Source organism: Stenotrophomonas maltophilia group sp. LNF247, assembly GCF_054083135.1.
On the sequence record NZ_JBSRQL010000002.1, the window covers coordinates 312,134 to 327,012 of the forward strand.

9 protein-coding genes are annotated in these 14,879 nt (G+C 65.6%); 4 read left to right on the forward strand and 5 right to left on the reverse strand.

All coding sequences use genetic code 11. From position 1 onward, the window contains the following. The first annotated feature begins 3 nt into the window (after positions 1-3). The gene (locus tag ACTXG9_RS03515; RefSeq protein ID WP_456115455.1) at positions 4-2,112 is read left to right on the forward strand and encodes a phosphocholine-specific phospholipase C; all 2,109 of its coding nucleotides are present in this window, start codon (positions 4-6) and stop codon (positions 2,110-2,112) included. 108 nt (positions 2,113-2,220) lie between these two features. On the opposite strand, the gene ACTXG9_RS03520 is transcribed toward ACTXG9_RS03515, so the two are convergent. From ACTXG9_RS03520 to ACTXG9_RS03535, 4 genes are all read right to left on the reverse strand, one after another. Then, complete coding sequence (locus ACTXG9_RS03520; protein WP_180832968.1) at positions 2,221-3,816, reverse strand: alkaline phosphatase D family protein; 1,596 nt, start codon at positions 3,814-3,816, stop codon at positions 2,221-2,223. A gap of 10 nt (positions 3,817-3,826) precedes the next feature. Continuing rightward, positions 3,827-6,760 carry a TonB-dependent receptor gene (locus ACTXG9_RS03525; RefSeq protein ID WP_456115456.1) on the reverse strand — a complete coding sequence of 978 codons (2,934 nt, stop codon included), beginning with the start codon at positions 6,758-6,760 and terminating at the stop codon, positions 3,827-3,829. A gap of 141 nt (positions 6,761-6,901) precedes the next feature. Then, a complete protein-coding gene (locus ACTXG9_RS03530; protein WP_456115457.1) occupies positions 6,902-7,924 on the reverse strand; it encodes a FecR family protein in 1,023 nt (340 codons plus the stop codon). Then, a complete protein-coding gene (locus ACTXG9_RS03535) occupies positions 7,921-8,436 on the reverse strand; it encodes an RNA polymerase sigma factor (protein WP_180832963.1) in 516 nt (171 codons plus the stop codon). The genes ACTXG9_RS03530 and ACTXG9_RS03535 overlap by 4 nt, the downstream gene beginning before the upstream one ends. Positions 8,437-8,575: 139 nt before the next feature. On the opposite strand from ACTXG9_RS03535, the gene ACTXG9_RS03540 reads away from it, so the two are divergent. Both ACTXG9_RS03540 and aceE read left to right on the forward strand, forming a co-directional pair. After that, on the forward strand, positions 8,576-8,875 hold the full coding sequence (locus ACTXG9_RS03540) for a hypothetical protein (RefSeq protein WP_019658858.1): 300 nt from the start codon (positions 8,576-8,578) through the stop codon (positions 8,873-8,875). Positions 8,876-9,120: 245 nt separating this feature from the next. Continuing rightward, positions 9,121-11,793: a pyruvate dehydrogenase (acetyl-transferring), homodimeric type gene (aceE, locus tag ACTXG9_RS03545; protein WP_227852149.1), complete on the forward strand. Its 2,673-nt coding sequence runs from the start codon at positions 9,121-9,123 to the stop codon at positions 11,791-11,793. 51 nt (positions 11,794-11,844) lie between these two features. Here the strand turns inward: aceE and ACTXG9_RS03550 are convergent, their stop codons facing one another. Then, a complete protein-coding gene (locus tag ACTXG9_RS03550; RefSeq protein WP_021202540.1) occupies positions 11,845-12,327 on the reverse strand; it encodes a hypothetical protein in 483 nt (160 codons plus the stop codon). Positions 12,328-12,548: 221 nt separating this feature from the next. Here ACTXG9_RS03550 and ACTXG9_RS03555 point away from each other — a divergent pair, with 221 nt between their 5' ends. Beyond that, positions 12,549-14,879, forward strand: coding sequence for a TonB-dependent receptor (locus ACTXG9_RS03555; RefSeq protein ID WP_456115458.1), 2,331 nt, complete (start codon positions 12,549-12,551; stop codon positions 14,877-14,879).

A 14,879-nucleotide genomic window follows, 5' to 3' on the forward strand; every position in this document is an offset into this window, starting at 1 on the left:
CCCGTGACCGATATCGGCCGACGCCGGTTGTTGCAGGCCGGCGTTGCCGCCGGCCTTTCTCCGCTGCTGCCCAGCATTGCCCGGGCCGCAGCGATCGCCCCTGCCGCGCAGACGCGCAGCCTGGAAGACCTGCAGCACATCGTGGTGTTCATGCAGGAGAACCGTTCGTTCGACCACTACTTCGGCACGCTGCCGGGGGTACGTGGCTTCGGTGATCGGTTCGTCGCCCCGGCCGCCGCGCTGCAAGCCGGTGGCCGCACCCGCAGCCTGTGGCTGCAGCCCGATGCCAGCGGCACGCGGGCGATCGCGCCGTTCCCGCTGGATACCGCCGCGCACTTCGGCTACATGCGCGTGGAAGGCACGCCGCATACCTGGCCCGATGCGCAGCGCGCCTGGGACCACGGCCGCATGGGGCAATGGCCGAAGGCCAAGCAGAACCACTCGATGGGCTACTTCCAGCGCAGCGACCTGCCGTTCCAGTTCGCGCTGGCCGATGCCTTCACGATCTGCGATGCGTACCACTGCGCCATGCAGGCCGGCACCAACCCGAACCGGGTGTTCCTGTGGACCGGCCACAACGATGCACAGGCCCGTGCCGGTGGCCCGGTGATCGCCAACTCGCATGACAACTTCCCCGAACACGGCGGGCATCCGGCGTCGTACCGCTGGACCAGCTATGTCGAGCGCCTGCAGAACGCCGGCGTGTCCTGGCAGATCTACCAGGACATGGCCGACAACTTCACCGACAACCCGCTGGCCGGCTTCGAGGCGTTCCGTCGTGCCTACAGCGCGGCACCCGGACATGATCCGCAGCTGCGCGCACGCGCTGTCAGCACCCGTGGCCTGCCACAGCTGCGCCAGGACGTACTCGACGGGCGCCTGCCTCAGGTCAGCTTCATCATCGCCGATGCCGCCGGCAGCGAACATCCCGGCCCGTCCAGCCCGGCCCAGGGCGCGGCCTATACCGCGCGCGTGCTGGATGCGCTGACCGCCGATCCGGAAGTGTGGAGCCGCACCGCCCTGCTGCTGATGTTCGACGAGAACGACGGATTCTTCGACCACATGCCGCCACCGGCCCCTCCCTCACCGGTGAACGGTGGATGGGCAGGTGCCTCGTCGGTCAGTACCGAGGGCGAGTATCACCGTCATCCCGCACCGGGCGACGAGAAGTACGATGCCGCCGAACTGCGCGGGCGCCCGTATGGTCTCGGTCCGCGTGTGCCGCTGTACGTGATTTCGCCGTGGAGCCGCGGCGGCTGGGTCGATTCGCAGGTGTACGACCACACCTCGGTCATACGCCTGATCGAACGTCGCTTCGGCGTGGCCGCACCGGACATCTCGCCGTGGCGCCGTGCGGTCTGCGGGGATCTGAGCAACGCGTTCGACTTCGCCCAGCGTGATACCCGTCCGTTCGTGCGCGGCCTGCCGGACATGAGCGCGGTGGCCGCGCGTGCCGCCGCCCTGCCGGGACGCACCGTGCCCGCGTTGCCCGAGGGGTTGAAGCCTGCGAAACAGGAAAGCGGTGTACGCCCGGCGCGCGCCCTGCCCTATCGGCCGCAGGCATCGATGGCTGCGGTGGACGCCTCGGGCGTGGACCTGACGTTGTCCTGCGAAGGCGCAGCGGCTGTGCTGCATGTCTACGACCGGCTGCGGCTGGATGCGGTGCCACGCCGCTACACGCTGCTGCCGGGCATGCCGCTGCGCGAGCGCTGGCCGCTCGATGCCCAGGGCCGCTATGACCTGTGGCTGCTGGGCCCGAACGGCTTCCACCGCCACTTCCAGGGAGCGGCCACGGGTCCTGCCGTGCAGGCTTCAATTGATCGCGTCGATGACCAACTGCGGCTCCGCCTGCGCAATCTGGGTGACAGTGCACAGCAGGTGCGCGTGCACGGCGGCGCCTATGCAGGACACATGCCCGAACAGACATTGGCGCTGCCCGCACATGCGCAGACTTCATTGGCGTGGGATGCTACGCCTACCGCCGGCTGGTATGACCTGCGCGTCAGCGCGGGTGGGAGTGTGCTGCGTTTGGCCGGCCGCGCCGAGGATGGGCGCCCCGGCACCAGTGACCCGGCGATGGGCACCGAGCCGCTGCGGTTCGAGCACGATTGAAGAATCCCGGTAGAGCCGAGCCCATGCTCGGCTGCTTTCGCCCTGGTCGCATTGCCCCGAAAAAAGCAGCCGAGCGTGGGCTCGGCTCTACAGCGCAGACCGGTAGATTCAGGCCTCCTGCAGCCCCGGCCGGCCGTGCTCCACCGCGTAGCGCTTCCAGCTCTGCACCGCGCCATTCGGCTGCATCACCGTATCCAGCGTCTTCATGTCGCCGATCCACGCATCGCGGGTGACATCGCACAGCACGTAGCCACGCTTGTCGGTGGTCGCCTTCAGGTAAGGGCTGTGCGCAAGCTGGTTCCTGGCATACGCGTCCACGCCCTGGCCGTCGGCACCGGAAGTGATCGAGGTGGCGAGGAACTCGCTGGAGACCACGCCCGAGTCACGGTGGTCCTGCACCAGATCACCGGCATAGTGGCGATGCGCATCGCCGCAGGCGGTCACCACGTTGCCGAAGCCCACCTTCTGGATGTGATCAAGCAGGCGCCGGCGACTGTGCAGATAGCCCGACCACTGGTCGTCGGACGACTGCACCACGCCGTCTTTCTCGCGCATGTAGTTGCCCAGTGCCACCTGGTGGGCGATCGTGTGCCAGCGCGGTGAAGCATCGGCCAGGCCGTCGAACAACCAGCGTTCCTGCTTCGCTCCCACAATGCTGCGCTCCGGCGATTCCACCTCCTCACGCAGCGCCATGTTCACCTGCTTGCTGCGGTACTGGCGGGTGTCGAGCAGGTGCAGGTCCATCAGCGTGCCGTAGCGTGCGCGCCGGTACATCTGCATGTGGCCATCGCGCGGGAATGCCGAACGGCGCAGTGGCATGTTCTCGTAGTAGGCCTGGAACGCCTGTGCGCGGCGCAGCAGGAATACTTCGCTGGGCGTGTCATCCTGGTCTTCGGCGCCGGCCCAGTTGTTGTCCACTTCATGGTCGTCAAAGGTGACGAACCACGGTGCCGCCGCATGCGCGGCCTGCAGGTCGGCATCGCTCTTGTACTGGGCGTAGCGGCGGCGGTAATCATCCAGCGTGTAGATCTGCGGGCCGACGTGGTTGCGCAGGTTGGTGAACGGCTGTCCGTTCATCTTCCGCAGGCCCGGCTGGCTTTCGCCTTCGTAGATGTAGTCACCGTAGTGGAAGACGAAATCGAGTGGTTCCTCGGCGATGCGTCGCCACGCGGTGTAGTGGCCTTCTTCGTAATGCTGGCAACCGGCCACCACGAAGCGAACGCGATCCACCGCTGCCGTGGCTGCCGGCAGCGTGCGCGTGCAACCCACTGCGCTGGCGTGGCCGCCTACGGTGAAGCGGTACCAGTAGGGCCGTCCGGGCGCCAGCCCGTCCAGCTCCACGTGCACCGCGTGGCCAAGTTCGGGATGCGCCATTGCCGAACCCTGGCGTACCACCCTGCGCATGCCTTCGTCTGCTGCCAGCTGCCACTCGACCACCATCGGCCGGGCAGGCATGCCACCGCCGAACACCAGCGGCTCGGTCGCCAGCCGTGTCCACAGCACCATGCCATCGGCCGAGGGATCACCCGAGGCCACGCCCAGGGTGAAGGGCGTGCTGGCAAAGCGCGGCTTGGCCAGCAGGTTGCGCGGGTTCAGCGCGGTGGCATCGGCCTGCGCGGCCAGCGCGTGTGCCGTGCCCATCCAGGCGCCGGCAGCAGACAGGCCGGCCAGGGCCAGGAATCGCCTGCGATTGATCGTATCCACGGCGCTGCCCTCAGTTGTAGATGATGTGGAAGTAGAAGAAGCGGCCGTAGTCGTCGATCTCGGTACGGAAGCGCCCATTCGGGCCGGTGCTGTAGGTCGGCTGGGTGTTGAACAGGTTCTTGGCTTCGTACTTCAGCGTCACGTGCCTGCCGACCTTGTGGCTGAAGGCCATGTTGAACGTCATGTACGGGTCGTAGTACGAATCCAGCCATTCAGTGTCACCGAAGTCGACCAGCATCCGGCTGCGGTAGGTTCCGGAAAGGCGCAGCTGCGCGCTCCTCCACGGCATGCGCCAGATCACCGAACCATTGAGCGACCAGTCCGGCTGGTACAGCAGGCGATCCAGGTGGCGCGCGGTGCCATCACTGATGCGGTAGTCGGTCTGCCCTTCCAGCCGCGTGGCGTTGAAGTACATGTCGAAGCGCTGGCGGCCCCACTGCAGGTTGCGGTTGGCCACCGCGAACTCGACACCGCGCAGCTTCGACTCATCGGTGTTCATCGGCTGGGTGACCCGATAGCGGGTATCACCCACGTTCTCGAAGGTGGTCAGGGTGTAGATGTCGTCCTTGATCACCTTGTCGAACAACGCCACCGAGACCAGGCCGTTGTTGCCGTTGAAGTACAGGTCCCATGCAAGGTCGATGTTGGTGGAACGGCGCGGCTGCAGATCGGCATTGCCCTGCTTGATGGTGCAGAAGCCCCTGCCCTCCTCGTCATCGCCACAGCTGGTGCTGGTGGCCTGGGCGATGTTGCTCGGCGTCGGCCGGCCCAGCGTGCGGCTGGCGGAGAAGCGCAGGCGCTGGTCCTCGGTGAGCTTGAAGGTTGCGTTCAACGAGGGCAGCAGGTTGTTGTAGCCACCGCTCGTGTTGCGGAACGCAGAGGTATAGGTAGCGCCGCCATCATCGCTGAACGGGCTGTAGGCATCGAAGCGGGTGTGGTCGTAGCGCAGGCCGCCGATCAGCAGCAGCCGGTCCCAGGCGTAGTGCGCGGATACATAGGCATTGGTGATGTCCTCCACGTACTTGTAGTCGCTGGTGAAGTTGGCATTCGGATACGCCGCATTGTTGCTGCCCAGTTTCGGCAGCAGTTCCTCGGTCCACTTGCGGTTGTCGATCAGCGGGAAGCCGGGCACGCTGCCCAGCAGTGTCGAACCCGGATACAGGTAGTCGTTGAGCGTGGCGCTGCTCTTGAAGTAGTCGAAGTCGATGTCCTGCCAGATCTTCAGGTGGCGGTACTCGGCGCCGGTGGCCAGGCCGAAGCCACGCGCATCGGCGTCGATGTTGTAGCTGAAATCGGCGCGCAGGTTGTCGATGCTCTCCTTGGCATCGCGCGGGGAGACGTAGGCCTGCGCCGGATTGAGCTTGAATGCGGAACTGGTCAGCAGGCTGGAATCGGAAACCGCCACCGCGTTGGGGAACCCGTGGCTGTCGTTCTCGTAGTCGACGAACAGATTGCTGGGGTAGGCGCGTACACCCCAGTAGACCTGGCTGTTGTGGAAGGTCTCTTCGGTGTGGCCACCGCGCAGGGTCAGGCGCGAACGGTCGCCCATGTCCCAGTTGAAACTGGCGATGGCACCACGGTTGCTGCGGTCCCAGCGGTCGTGACGGTTCTTGATGTAGATGCTGTTGATCTGGGTGGTGCCGCTGTCCTCGGTCTGGTTGCGGACCGGGAACTTGGCATTGCCGTACAGATCGGTCTTGTTCATCGTCGAGTTCTCGTAGAACCGGTACGAGTACAGCAGCAGCGATGCGTAGAACGGATCGTCCGAGGGCTTCCACTCAAGCTTGGCGGAGCCACCGAAGTTGGTGATGAAGTTGGTATAGGTGCCGGTGCTGAAGTTGCCAGGCGCACGCAGCCCGTTCCAGCCCTTGGCCTCGTCCGGGCCCGTGGTACCGTCGGTGAGGTATTTGCCTGCGTCGTTGTAGTAGTAGTTCGACTCCACCCAGCGCTTGACGCTGTTGCGCGAACGCTGCTCGTAGCGTGCCACCGCAACGATGCCGAACTCCTGGTCGACACCAAACTGGTTTGAGAACACCATCTTGGCGCTCTTGCCGAAGTGACCCAGGGTCTCGTGGTTGCCGCCTGCGCTGCGCTCGACGTTGGTCTCGGCGGTGGAATAGATGCCTGCCACATCGGCAAACACGTACTTGCCTGACCGGTCGAAGGCACTGCGGCTGATGATGTCGATCACGCCGCCGATCGCATCCGGTGCCTGCTCCGCACTGAAGCTCTTGTAGATGTCGGTACGGGTGCCGATGTCGCTGGGAATCAGCTGCAGGTTGTTCATGCGCTCGCCGGAGCCACTGCCCCCCACGCTGGCAATCGCGATGCCATCGATGGTGGTGTAGTTGAGGTTGGCCTGTACGCCGCGCACGGTCACGTAACGTGGCTCACCGGCATCCTCCACCGCACTCAGGCCTGGAGCGGCCATCAGGCTCTCGGCCAGGGTCTCGTCGCCGTAGCTGTCCATCTCGTCGTACACCACCGAATCCTTGATCACCGGTGAGCGCTTCTTCTGGTCGATGACCTCATGTGCAGCAATCACCTTCACCGTGTCCAGGGTCGGCGCCACCATTGCCTCGGCCTCGCGCGGCTTCGGCGCGGCCGGCTTCGGTTGGTTGCGTGCTGGCGCCGGATCGATGGCGATGACATTGCCATCCACCACGGTGTACCCCAGGCCGGTACCGGCCAGCAGCGCGTCCAGCGCCTGCCTGACGGTGGCACCGCGCGGCACCGCACCGGCCATGCGGGCATCACCGCTGGCCGAGTACAGGAACTGCACCCCGGAACTGCGCGACAACTGCTCCAGCGCACGCGCCAACGGCTGCGCCGCGATCGGCGTGGATACACGCGCCTCCAGGCCATCGGCACCGGCGGCGAAGGCCAGCGGCACGCTGCAGGGAGGCAGGGCGAGGATGATCGACAGGTAGAGCGTGTTGCGCATCACGGGTCCTTGGAAGAGAGAAGGCAGCAGGCGCCGCTGCGTGGCTCGGCAGCGGCTTCTCCCAAGTAAGAGCCCGCATCCACCGAAGTGGAGAACGCGGATTCGATGAATTTTTTTTGACAGTCCACGGCCATGTCGGCCTCAGCGACTGCCAACCCGCACGGTGTCGCCTTCGCGCCTCACCACGAAACGCGGGTCGCGTTCGAGGAAGGCCTGCAGTGCACCGATGCGATGCGCATCGAGACTGCCCGACAACCGTGCCGATGCCGCGCCTTCGTCCAGCACGCGGACCTGCACCTGGTTGTGCCGGTTGAAGGCAGCGGCCACCTCGTCCAGCCGCTCATCCAGGAAGGACACCTTGCGTTGCTGCCAATCCAGCAGCATCGACAATGGCAGGTCCAAGGACTCGACCGCATGGCTGCCCGCGTCGACCTGCACCACTCGGCCTTCGCCCAGCTGCGCAAGACGCCGGGCGTCCGCACCCTGGCTCCAGATCTCCACCTCGCCGGAGACCACGCCGATGCGCGTGCTCTGCAGCCGTCGCGATACATCGAATACCGTGCCGATGTCCCGGATCTCCAGGCCGTTCACCTGCACCTCGAACGGACGGCGGTCGCGGGCGATGTCGAACGTGGCCTCACCCTGCAGCAGCTCCACCTTGCGGCTGAACCAGCCCATGCGTACCCGCAGGCAGCTGTCCGCGTTGAGCCGCACCTGGGTCTGGTCGGGCAGCACCAGGTCGCGAAGTTGGCCCTGTCCGGCACTGTAAAGCTGCTCGGTGGGCATCACCTGCGGAACCAGGCCCACGCCGAGCAGGGTGATACAGGCTGCGGCAGCTGCCACCCACCAGCGCGCACGACCGCGCCGCGGCACAGCGCGCGGCGGCGCGTGCACGCCACCGAACAGCGGCACCACCTTGGCCGACGTCGCCTCCCGCAGCGGCGGCGCCTCGTCAGCCAACGACGATTGCAGCGCTTCGCCCACCTGCCGGTGCAACGAGAGCACGCGCAAGTAGGCGCGCACATGCTCCGGCGAGCGCTTCATCCAGTCCAGGAACGCGAGGCGCCCGGCCTCATCCAACGGCCCCTCGCGGTTGCCCAGGAACCAGTCCATGGCCTCGCAGGCGATCGTGTCGTCGGCCACGGGCGATGAGGTCCGGTTCATGTGAGCTCCCTGGCGCCCAGCGCCTTCCTGCAGGCCTCCAGCCCCTTGCCGATGTGCTTGCGCACCATGTGCACCGACACCTGCAGCTGCTGGCTGATTGCCGGGCAGTCCAGTCCGTCGCGGTAGTGCAGCTCCATCACCCGCCGCGTGGTTGCCGGCAGTCGTGCGATGGTGCTGCGGATATCGTTCCAGCGCTGCGCACGCTCGAAATCACCTTCGATGTCTTCTTCGCTTTTCAGCACTTCGGCCAGCAGGTCGACGTCTTCCAGCGGCGGCAGCGACGACCGCGCGCGCGCATGCTCGCGCGCCAGGTTCGCCGCCACGGTGAACAGGTACGCTTCCGGGTTCTCGACCGCATCGGCATCTTCGCCGGTGCTGCGCAGCAGGCGCAGGTAGACCTCCTGCGCCAGGTCTTCGGCATCCTCGCTGGCCGAACCGCGACGCAGGAAGAAGCCACGCAGTAGCCGGCGCCGCAGCGCGTAGCTTTTCTCCCAGATCCTCACGCTGTTCACGGCCGGCCAACCACCCCGAGGCTGGAAAGCCCCGCAGGGTGACCGCCATCGATGACAGTGGCGTTTCAACGACCGGCAGGCAGCCGCTAGAATGCGGCCCCTGCAATGTCCCGGCAGCCGGCACAAGGAGTGCCCCGCAATGAACGCCCGCACCGCCATCAACACCCTCAGCAGCCTGCTGTTCCTGCTGCTGGTCGCCCACACCACCGCCTACCAGCAGCAGATGTGGCCGCCCAGCCGGGTCATCCATGTGCATCCGGTAATCGTCGTCCTCGCCTATGCGCTAGGTGTGCTCACGCTGCTGTTGTGGATCGGCGGTCGTCGTGCACCGGAACCCGCCCAACGCCTGGCGCGCTGGTTGCCCGTCGTCGCCTGGTGCCTGCTGGGCGTCGGCGTGGCGATCATCCCGGTGTTCCTGCCGGGGCTGTCCCCGGCCTGATCAGCGGCCGCGCCCAGCGCATCGGCCCATGCTACGGCGCGCGGCACCAACCCTTGCTTGCCAGAGACCCAAGCCCCGCCCGCCTATCGAGGCGTGGGGGGCAGGCCTACGCTTGTCTTCTCGGTGGCCGCCACGGTCGCCCTTCGCGTCACGGCGCCCGCCATTGCGACCCCGCTCCAGTGCTGTGCGCCCTGCCGGTGTTGTCGCCCAGGCAGACCTCCGACCGGCGCCCTCTGGAGACAGCCATGAACCAAGCCCTCATTCCCTTCGATACCGATCCACTGGAAACCCAGGAGTGGCGTGAATCGCTGGAGGCGGTGATGCAGGCCGGCGGCCGGCCGCGCGCGCACTACCTGATCGACCAGCTGAGCGATCTGGACGCCCGGCAGCACGGCGACCTGCATACCCGTGCCTGGACCGCCTACGTCAACACCATCCCGCCCGAGCGCCAGCCGGCCTACCCGGGTGACCTGGCCATCGAGCGCCGCCTGAACGCGATGATCCGCTGGAACGCGATGGTGATGGTGCTGCGTGCCGGCAAGCATTCCAACGTCGGCGGCCACATCGCCACCTACCAGTCGGCGGCAGTGCTGTACGACGTGGGCTTCGATCATTTCTTTCGTGGCCGTACCGACACCTTCGACGGCGACATGATCTACATCCAGGGCCACTCCGCGCCAGGGATCTACGGCCGCGCGTACGTGGAAGGCCGCATCGATCCGGCACGGATGGACAACTTCCGCCGCGAAGCCGGCCGCGAAGGCCTGTCCTCATATCCGCACCCGCGCCTGATGCCGGAGTTCTGGCAGTTCCCCACCGTGTCGATGGGGCTGGGCCCGTTGACCGCTGCCTACCAGGCGCGCTACATGCGCTACCTGGAATACCGCGGCCTGAAAGAGCACCAGGGCCGCAAGGTCTGGGCCTTCCTCGGCGATGGCGAAATGGATCAGCCCGAATCGCTGGCGGCGATCTCGCTGGCCGGCCGCGAGCGGCTGGACAACATCGTGTTCGTGGTCAACTGCAACCTGCAGCGCCTGGACGGGCCGGTGCGCGGCAACGCCAAGGTTATCCAGGAGCTGGAAGGCGCCTTCCGCGTGGCCGGCTGGAACGTGATCAAGCTGATCTGGGGCAGCGGCTGGGACGACCTGCTGGCCCGCGACCACAGCGGCATGCTGCGCCAGCGCATGATGGAATGCGTGGATGGTGACTACCAGACCTTCAAGTCGCAGAGCGGTGCCTACGTGCGCGAGCATTTCTTCGGCCGCTACCCCGAGCTGCTGGAGCTGGTCGCGCATATGAGCGACGACGACATCTGGGCGCTGGCACGTGGTGGCCACGATCCCCAGAAGGTGTACGCCGCCTACCAGCAGGCGGTGAACACCCGCGGCCGGCCGACGGTGATCCTGGCCAAGACGGTCAAGGGTTTCGGCATGGGCGAAGCCGGTGAAGGCCAGAACATCAACCATCAGCTGAAAAAGATGAGCGCCGACGCGGTGCGCGCCTTCCGCGACCGCTTCAACCTGCCGGTCAGCGACGAGCAGCTGGAGGAGATGCCCTATCTGCGCCCGGAACCGGGCAGCGCCGAAGCAGCCTACTTCGCCGAGCGCCGCCGTATCCAGGGTGGGCAGCTTCCGGCGCGCTTGGCCAAGGTCGATCCGCTGCCGCTGCCGCCGCTGTCGATCTTCAACTCCCAGCTGCAGGGCAGCGGCGATCGCGGCCAGTCCACCACCATGGGCTTCGTGCGCATCCTCACCCGCCTGCTGAAGGACCCGGAGCTGGGCAAGCTGGTCATTCCGATCGTGCCCGATGAATCGCGCACCTTCGGCATGGAAGGCCTGTTCCGCCAGATCGGCATCCACTCCTACCTTGGCCAGCTGTACACGCCGCAGGATGCCGGCCAGCTGAGCTACTACAAGGAAGCCAAGGACGGCCAGATCCTGCAGGAAGGCATCAACGAATCCGGTGCGATCTGCTCGTGGATCGCGGCCGGTACCGCCTACAGCAACCACGGCCTGGCGACGATCCCGTTCTACATCTTCTACTCGATGTTCGGCCTGCAGCGCGTCGGTGACCTGGCCTGGGCCGCCGCCGATGCGCGCACCCGTGGATTCCTGCTGGGTGCCACCTCCGGCCGCACCACGCTGATGGGCGAAGGCCTGCAGCACGATGACGGCCACAGCCACGTGCTGTCGTCGGTGATTCCCAGCTGCGTGTCCTACGACCCGACCTACAACTACGAGCTGGCGGTGATCATCCACGACGGCCTGCGCCGCATGTATGTCGAGCAGGAAGACGTCTACTACTACATCACCGTGCTCAACGAGAACTACCCGCAGCCGGCACTGCCGGAGGGCGTGGAAGCGGGCATCCTGAAGGGCCTGTATCTGCTGCATCCGGCAGCGGCCGACAGCGCCTCGCAGCCACGCGTGCAGTTGATGGGCAGCGGTTCGATCCTGCGCGAGGTGGAAGCCGCGGCGAAACTGCTGCTGCAGGACTTCGGCATCGCCAGTGATGTCTGGAGCGCGACCAGCCTGACCGAACTGCGCCGCGATGGCCTGGCTGCCGAACGCTGGAACCTGCTGCACCCGGCTGAGGAACCGCGCGTACCCTACGTGCAGGAGTGCCTGCAGGGCCATGATGGCCCGGTGGTGGTGGCCACCGACTACATGAAGATCGTAGGCGACCAGATACGTCCCTTCATCAACGACCGCCGCTTCATCGCACTCGGTACCGATGGCTTCGGCCGTTCCGACACGCGTGAGTCGCTGCGCACGTTCTTCGAAGTGGATCGCCACTTCATCGTGCTGGCCGCCCTGAAGTCGCTGGCCGACGAAGGCCGCATCGAACGCTCGCGGATGCAGGAGGCCATCGACAGGTACGGCATCGACGCCGGCAAGCGCGACCCGGCCGCGGTATAAGGCTGCTGCATTCACCACGCCCGCTGTGCGGGCGTGGTGCAGGCGGCGCCGCTACGGTATTCGCTTGAACAGATTGGTCTGCAGGATCGGCGTACCGTCGTGACCGTAGAACGCCTTGGTCTCGGTCATCGTCGTACGGTCGGCCGCCACGGTATAGATGCGGGTGGAGGCCGGCGTGCCGTGGTCCACCAGCTGCATCACCAGGGTGTTCGGCGCCGGCAGTTTCAGGTTGGCCTTGTCCGCGCCGTAGGTGCCGGACAAGGGCCCCGGCGTACCATCCAGCGCCAACGTGCCGTCGGACTTCATGGTCCTGCCGTCGTGCAGGACGATGTCCACGTGCGAGCTCCAGCGGCCACCCCCGGCATCCTTGAATTCCAGCACCACCTGTTTCGGGCGCTGCGCCTCGGGCAGCGCCGAGGTGGCAATGTCCAGCGACCAGCGTCCCAGCAGCGGTGAGGGCGAAGCCTCCACGGCCAGCGCCGGAACGGCGGCCAGCGAAAGCGCAGACAACAACACAGCGGACAGCAGCTTCATACGTTGCTCCGTTTCCGTGAAGAAGGTGCTGCGTGAAGCGCTGTGGGGCGCAGCATCCGGATCGTGCACAGCATCGGCGCCCCGCACAAGGCAGAGCGCTGAACGGCCGGCAACCTCATTCGCGCCTCCCGTGTGTTCGGCCTCGCGACTAGAGCCAAAACGCCCTTGTTGCCCGTAATAGTTACGTTATAACATTTCACGTAATCTTCACGGAGCGTGTCATGCGTCGCCATCTGCTTGCTGCTGCCATTCTGTTCGCCGTCCACACCGCCCAGGCCGCGGACGAACCCACCCTCCCCACCCTCCAGGTCCAGGCCTCCCAGCCCTCGCGCATCGACACCCGGGTCACTGTCGACAACCCACGTGCGCAGAACCGCACCCTCGGCGGCCTGCTCGAACACGTCTCCGGCGTGCAGAGCAGCGCCTTCGGGCCAAACGCGGGCGCTCCGGTCATCCGCAGCCTCAGCGGCAACCGCGTGCAGATCCTGCAGGACGGCCAGTCCATCCTCGGCATGAACGCGATCAGCGGCGACATCAACATTCCGTTCGATCCGCTGTTCGTACGCAGTGTGACCGTCAACAAGTCCTCCGACACCGTGCGCTACGGCGGCAATGCGATCGGAGGCAGCGTGGAGATCGATCCGGGCCTGATCCCGCGCAGCATGGAAGACAAGGACCAGTCGATGGAACTGGTCCTGCGCAAGGGCTTCAATGCTGCGGACGCGCAGGGCTTCCGCATGAACTTCAACAACCAGCGCAACGTCTCGACCAACCTGCAGGTCTCTCGGCAGCGCATCTCGCACTACGACATCCCCGGCAACAGCAAGGCCAGTGTCTGCAATACCCGACTGTTTCCGCCCACCGGCGGCGTCAACTCGGCGCTGGCCGACAGCTGCCAGAAGGAGGCGCGCGTCCAGCAGATCTACAACAAGGCCTCGCAACCTTACATCGACCAGTTCATGACCGAGAACCCGGACTGGGCCGATGGTGATTTCTCGTTCTACACCAACAACCCGACTTCGGTCTGGCAACGCCGTACCTACATCAATCCGGTCAATCCGGCCTATGTCGCCGGCGCGCCGTCATACGTACAGAAGCAGATCAACAATGATGTGACGCCCGATTACCATCACCGGTTGGGCAACAGTTACGCGAGGAATTCGCAGGTGGCGTTCGGGTCGACCCTGTTCTTCGACCGTGGTTACGTGGGTGTCAGCATCGATGCCAAGGACAGCGATTACGGCGTGCCCGGGTTCTCGATGCAGAACCTGTCGTTCGGTTCCAACTACGCCAACGCATTGCCGGTGGGCGTGGTGATCAAGCAGGAACGCTACGCACTGGAAGCCCTGTTGCGCGACCCGCTGCCGTGGTTCGAGCGCGCTGAACTGCGTGTTTCGAAGCTGGACAACACCTCGGGCGAACGGCTGGGTGCCACCCGGGCCAACGACTACGATTTCGAGAGCACCCAGGCCGAACTGCTGTTGAGCCATCAGCGTGTCGGTCCGCTCAGCGGCCTGCTCGGTTACAGCCACCAGTCGCGTGATGTCACCGGCAGCGGCTCGCTGCGCTACCTGCCTGACGTCGACACCCGCAGCAACGCGATGTTCCTGAAGGAGACGCTGGACTTCGGCTGGGCCAGTTTCGACGCTGGCGTGCGCCACGAGCGCGTTGACCATGACCTGCAACCAAGCCGCTTCAAGACCGCGCGCAATGCCGCCAACACGAAACTGCAGGACCGCGACTACCGGCTCAACAGCTACAGCCTGGGATCGTATGTCGAGCTCGGTCCGTTGTTCGCCGCCAAGGTGCGCTACTCGTCCTCGCAGCGCGCACCGGAGATCAATGAGTTGTATGCGAGCAACGCGCACTACTCGGTGATGACCCAGGAAGAAGGCAACCAGAACCTCGAGCCAGAGCGCGCGAAAAACCTGGAGCTGACCGGCCTGTTCCATGTCGGAGGGTTCGAACTGTCGGCCACCGCGTATCGGATGAAGTACGAGAACTATCTGTACCTGGGTTACTCGGGCGTGCAGACCGCCAACCGCCTGCCGCTGAAATACTGGAAGCAGACCGACACCACGGTGAAGGGCTTCGAGATCGACGCATCGCAGGCCCTGGACCTTGGCCGCTATGGCACGTTGAACATCTCCGCCTTCGCCGACCTGGTGAAGAACAAGGCCGATCACCCCGATTCGCTGCGTGCCCACAACGACGGCGAGTACCTGCCGAACATGCCGACCAACCGCTACGGCGCCAATCTGCAGTGGCAACGCGAGGGTTGGAAGGCGCAGCTGTCCAGCACCTACTACGACACGCAGAAGTACCTCGGCCGCAACGTCAGCGAGGAAGTGCCACTGGATGCCTTCAACCTGGTCGACCTGCAGGTCAGCCGTGAGCTGCCGGTACGCAACAGCTACATCGCCGGCATGGAGGTGTTCGTCAACGGCAGCAATCTGCTCAATGAAGAAGCACGCCCGCACAACTCGCCGTTGAAGTACATCGCGCCGTTGCCGGGGCGTGGTTTCCAGGTGGGGGTGACGGTTAGGCTCTGA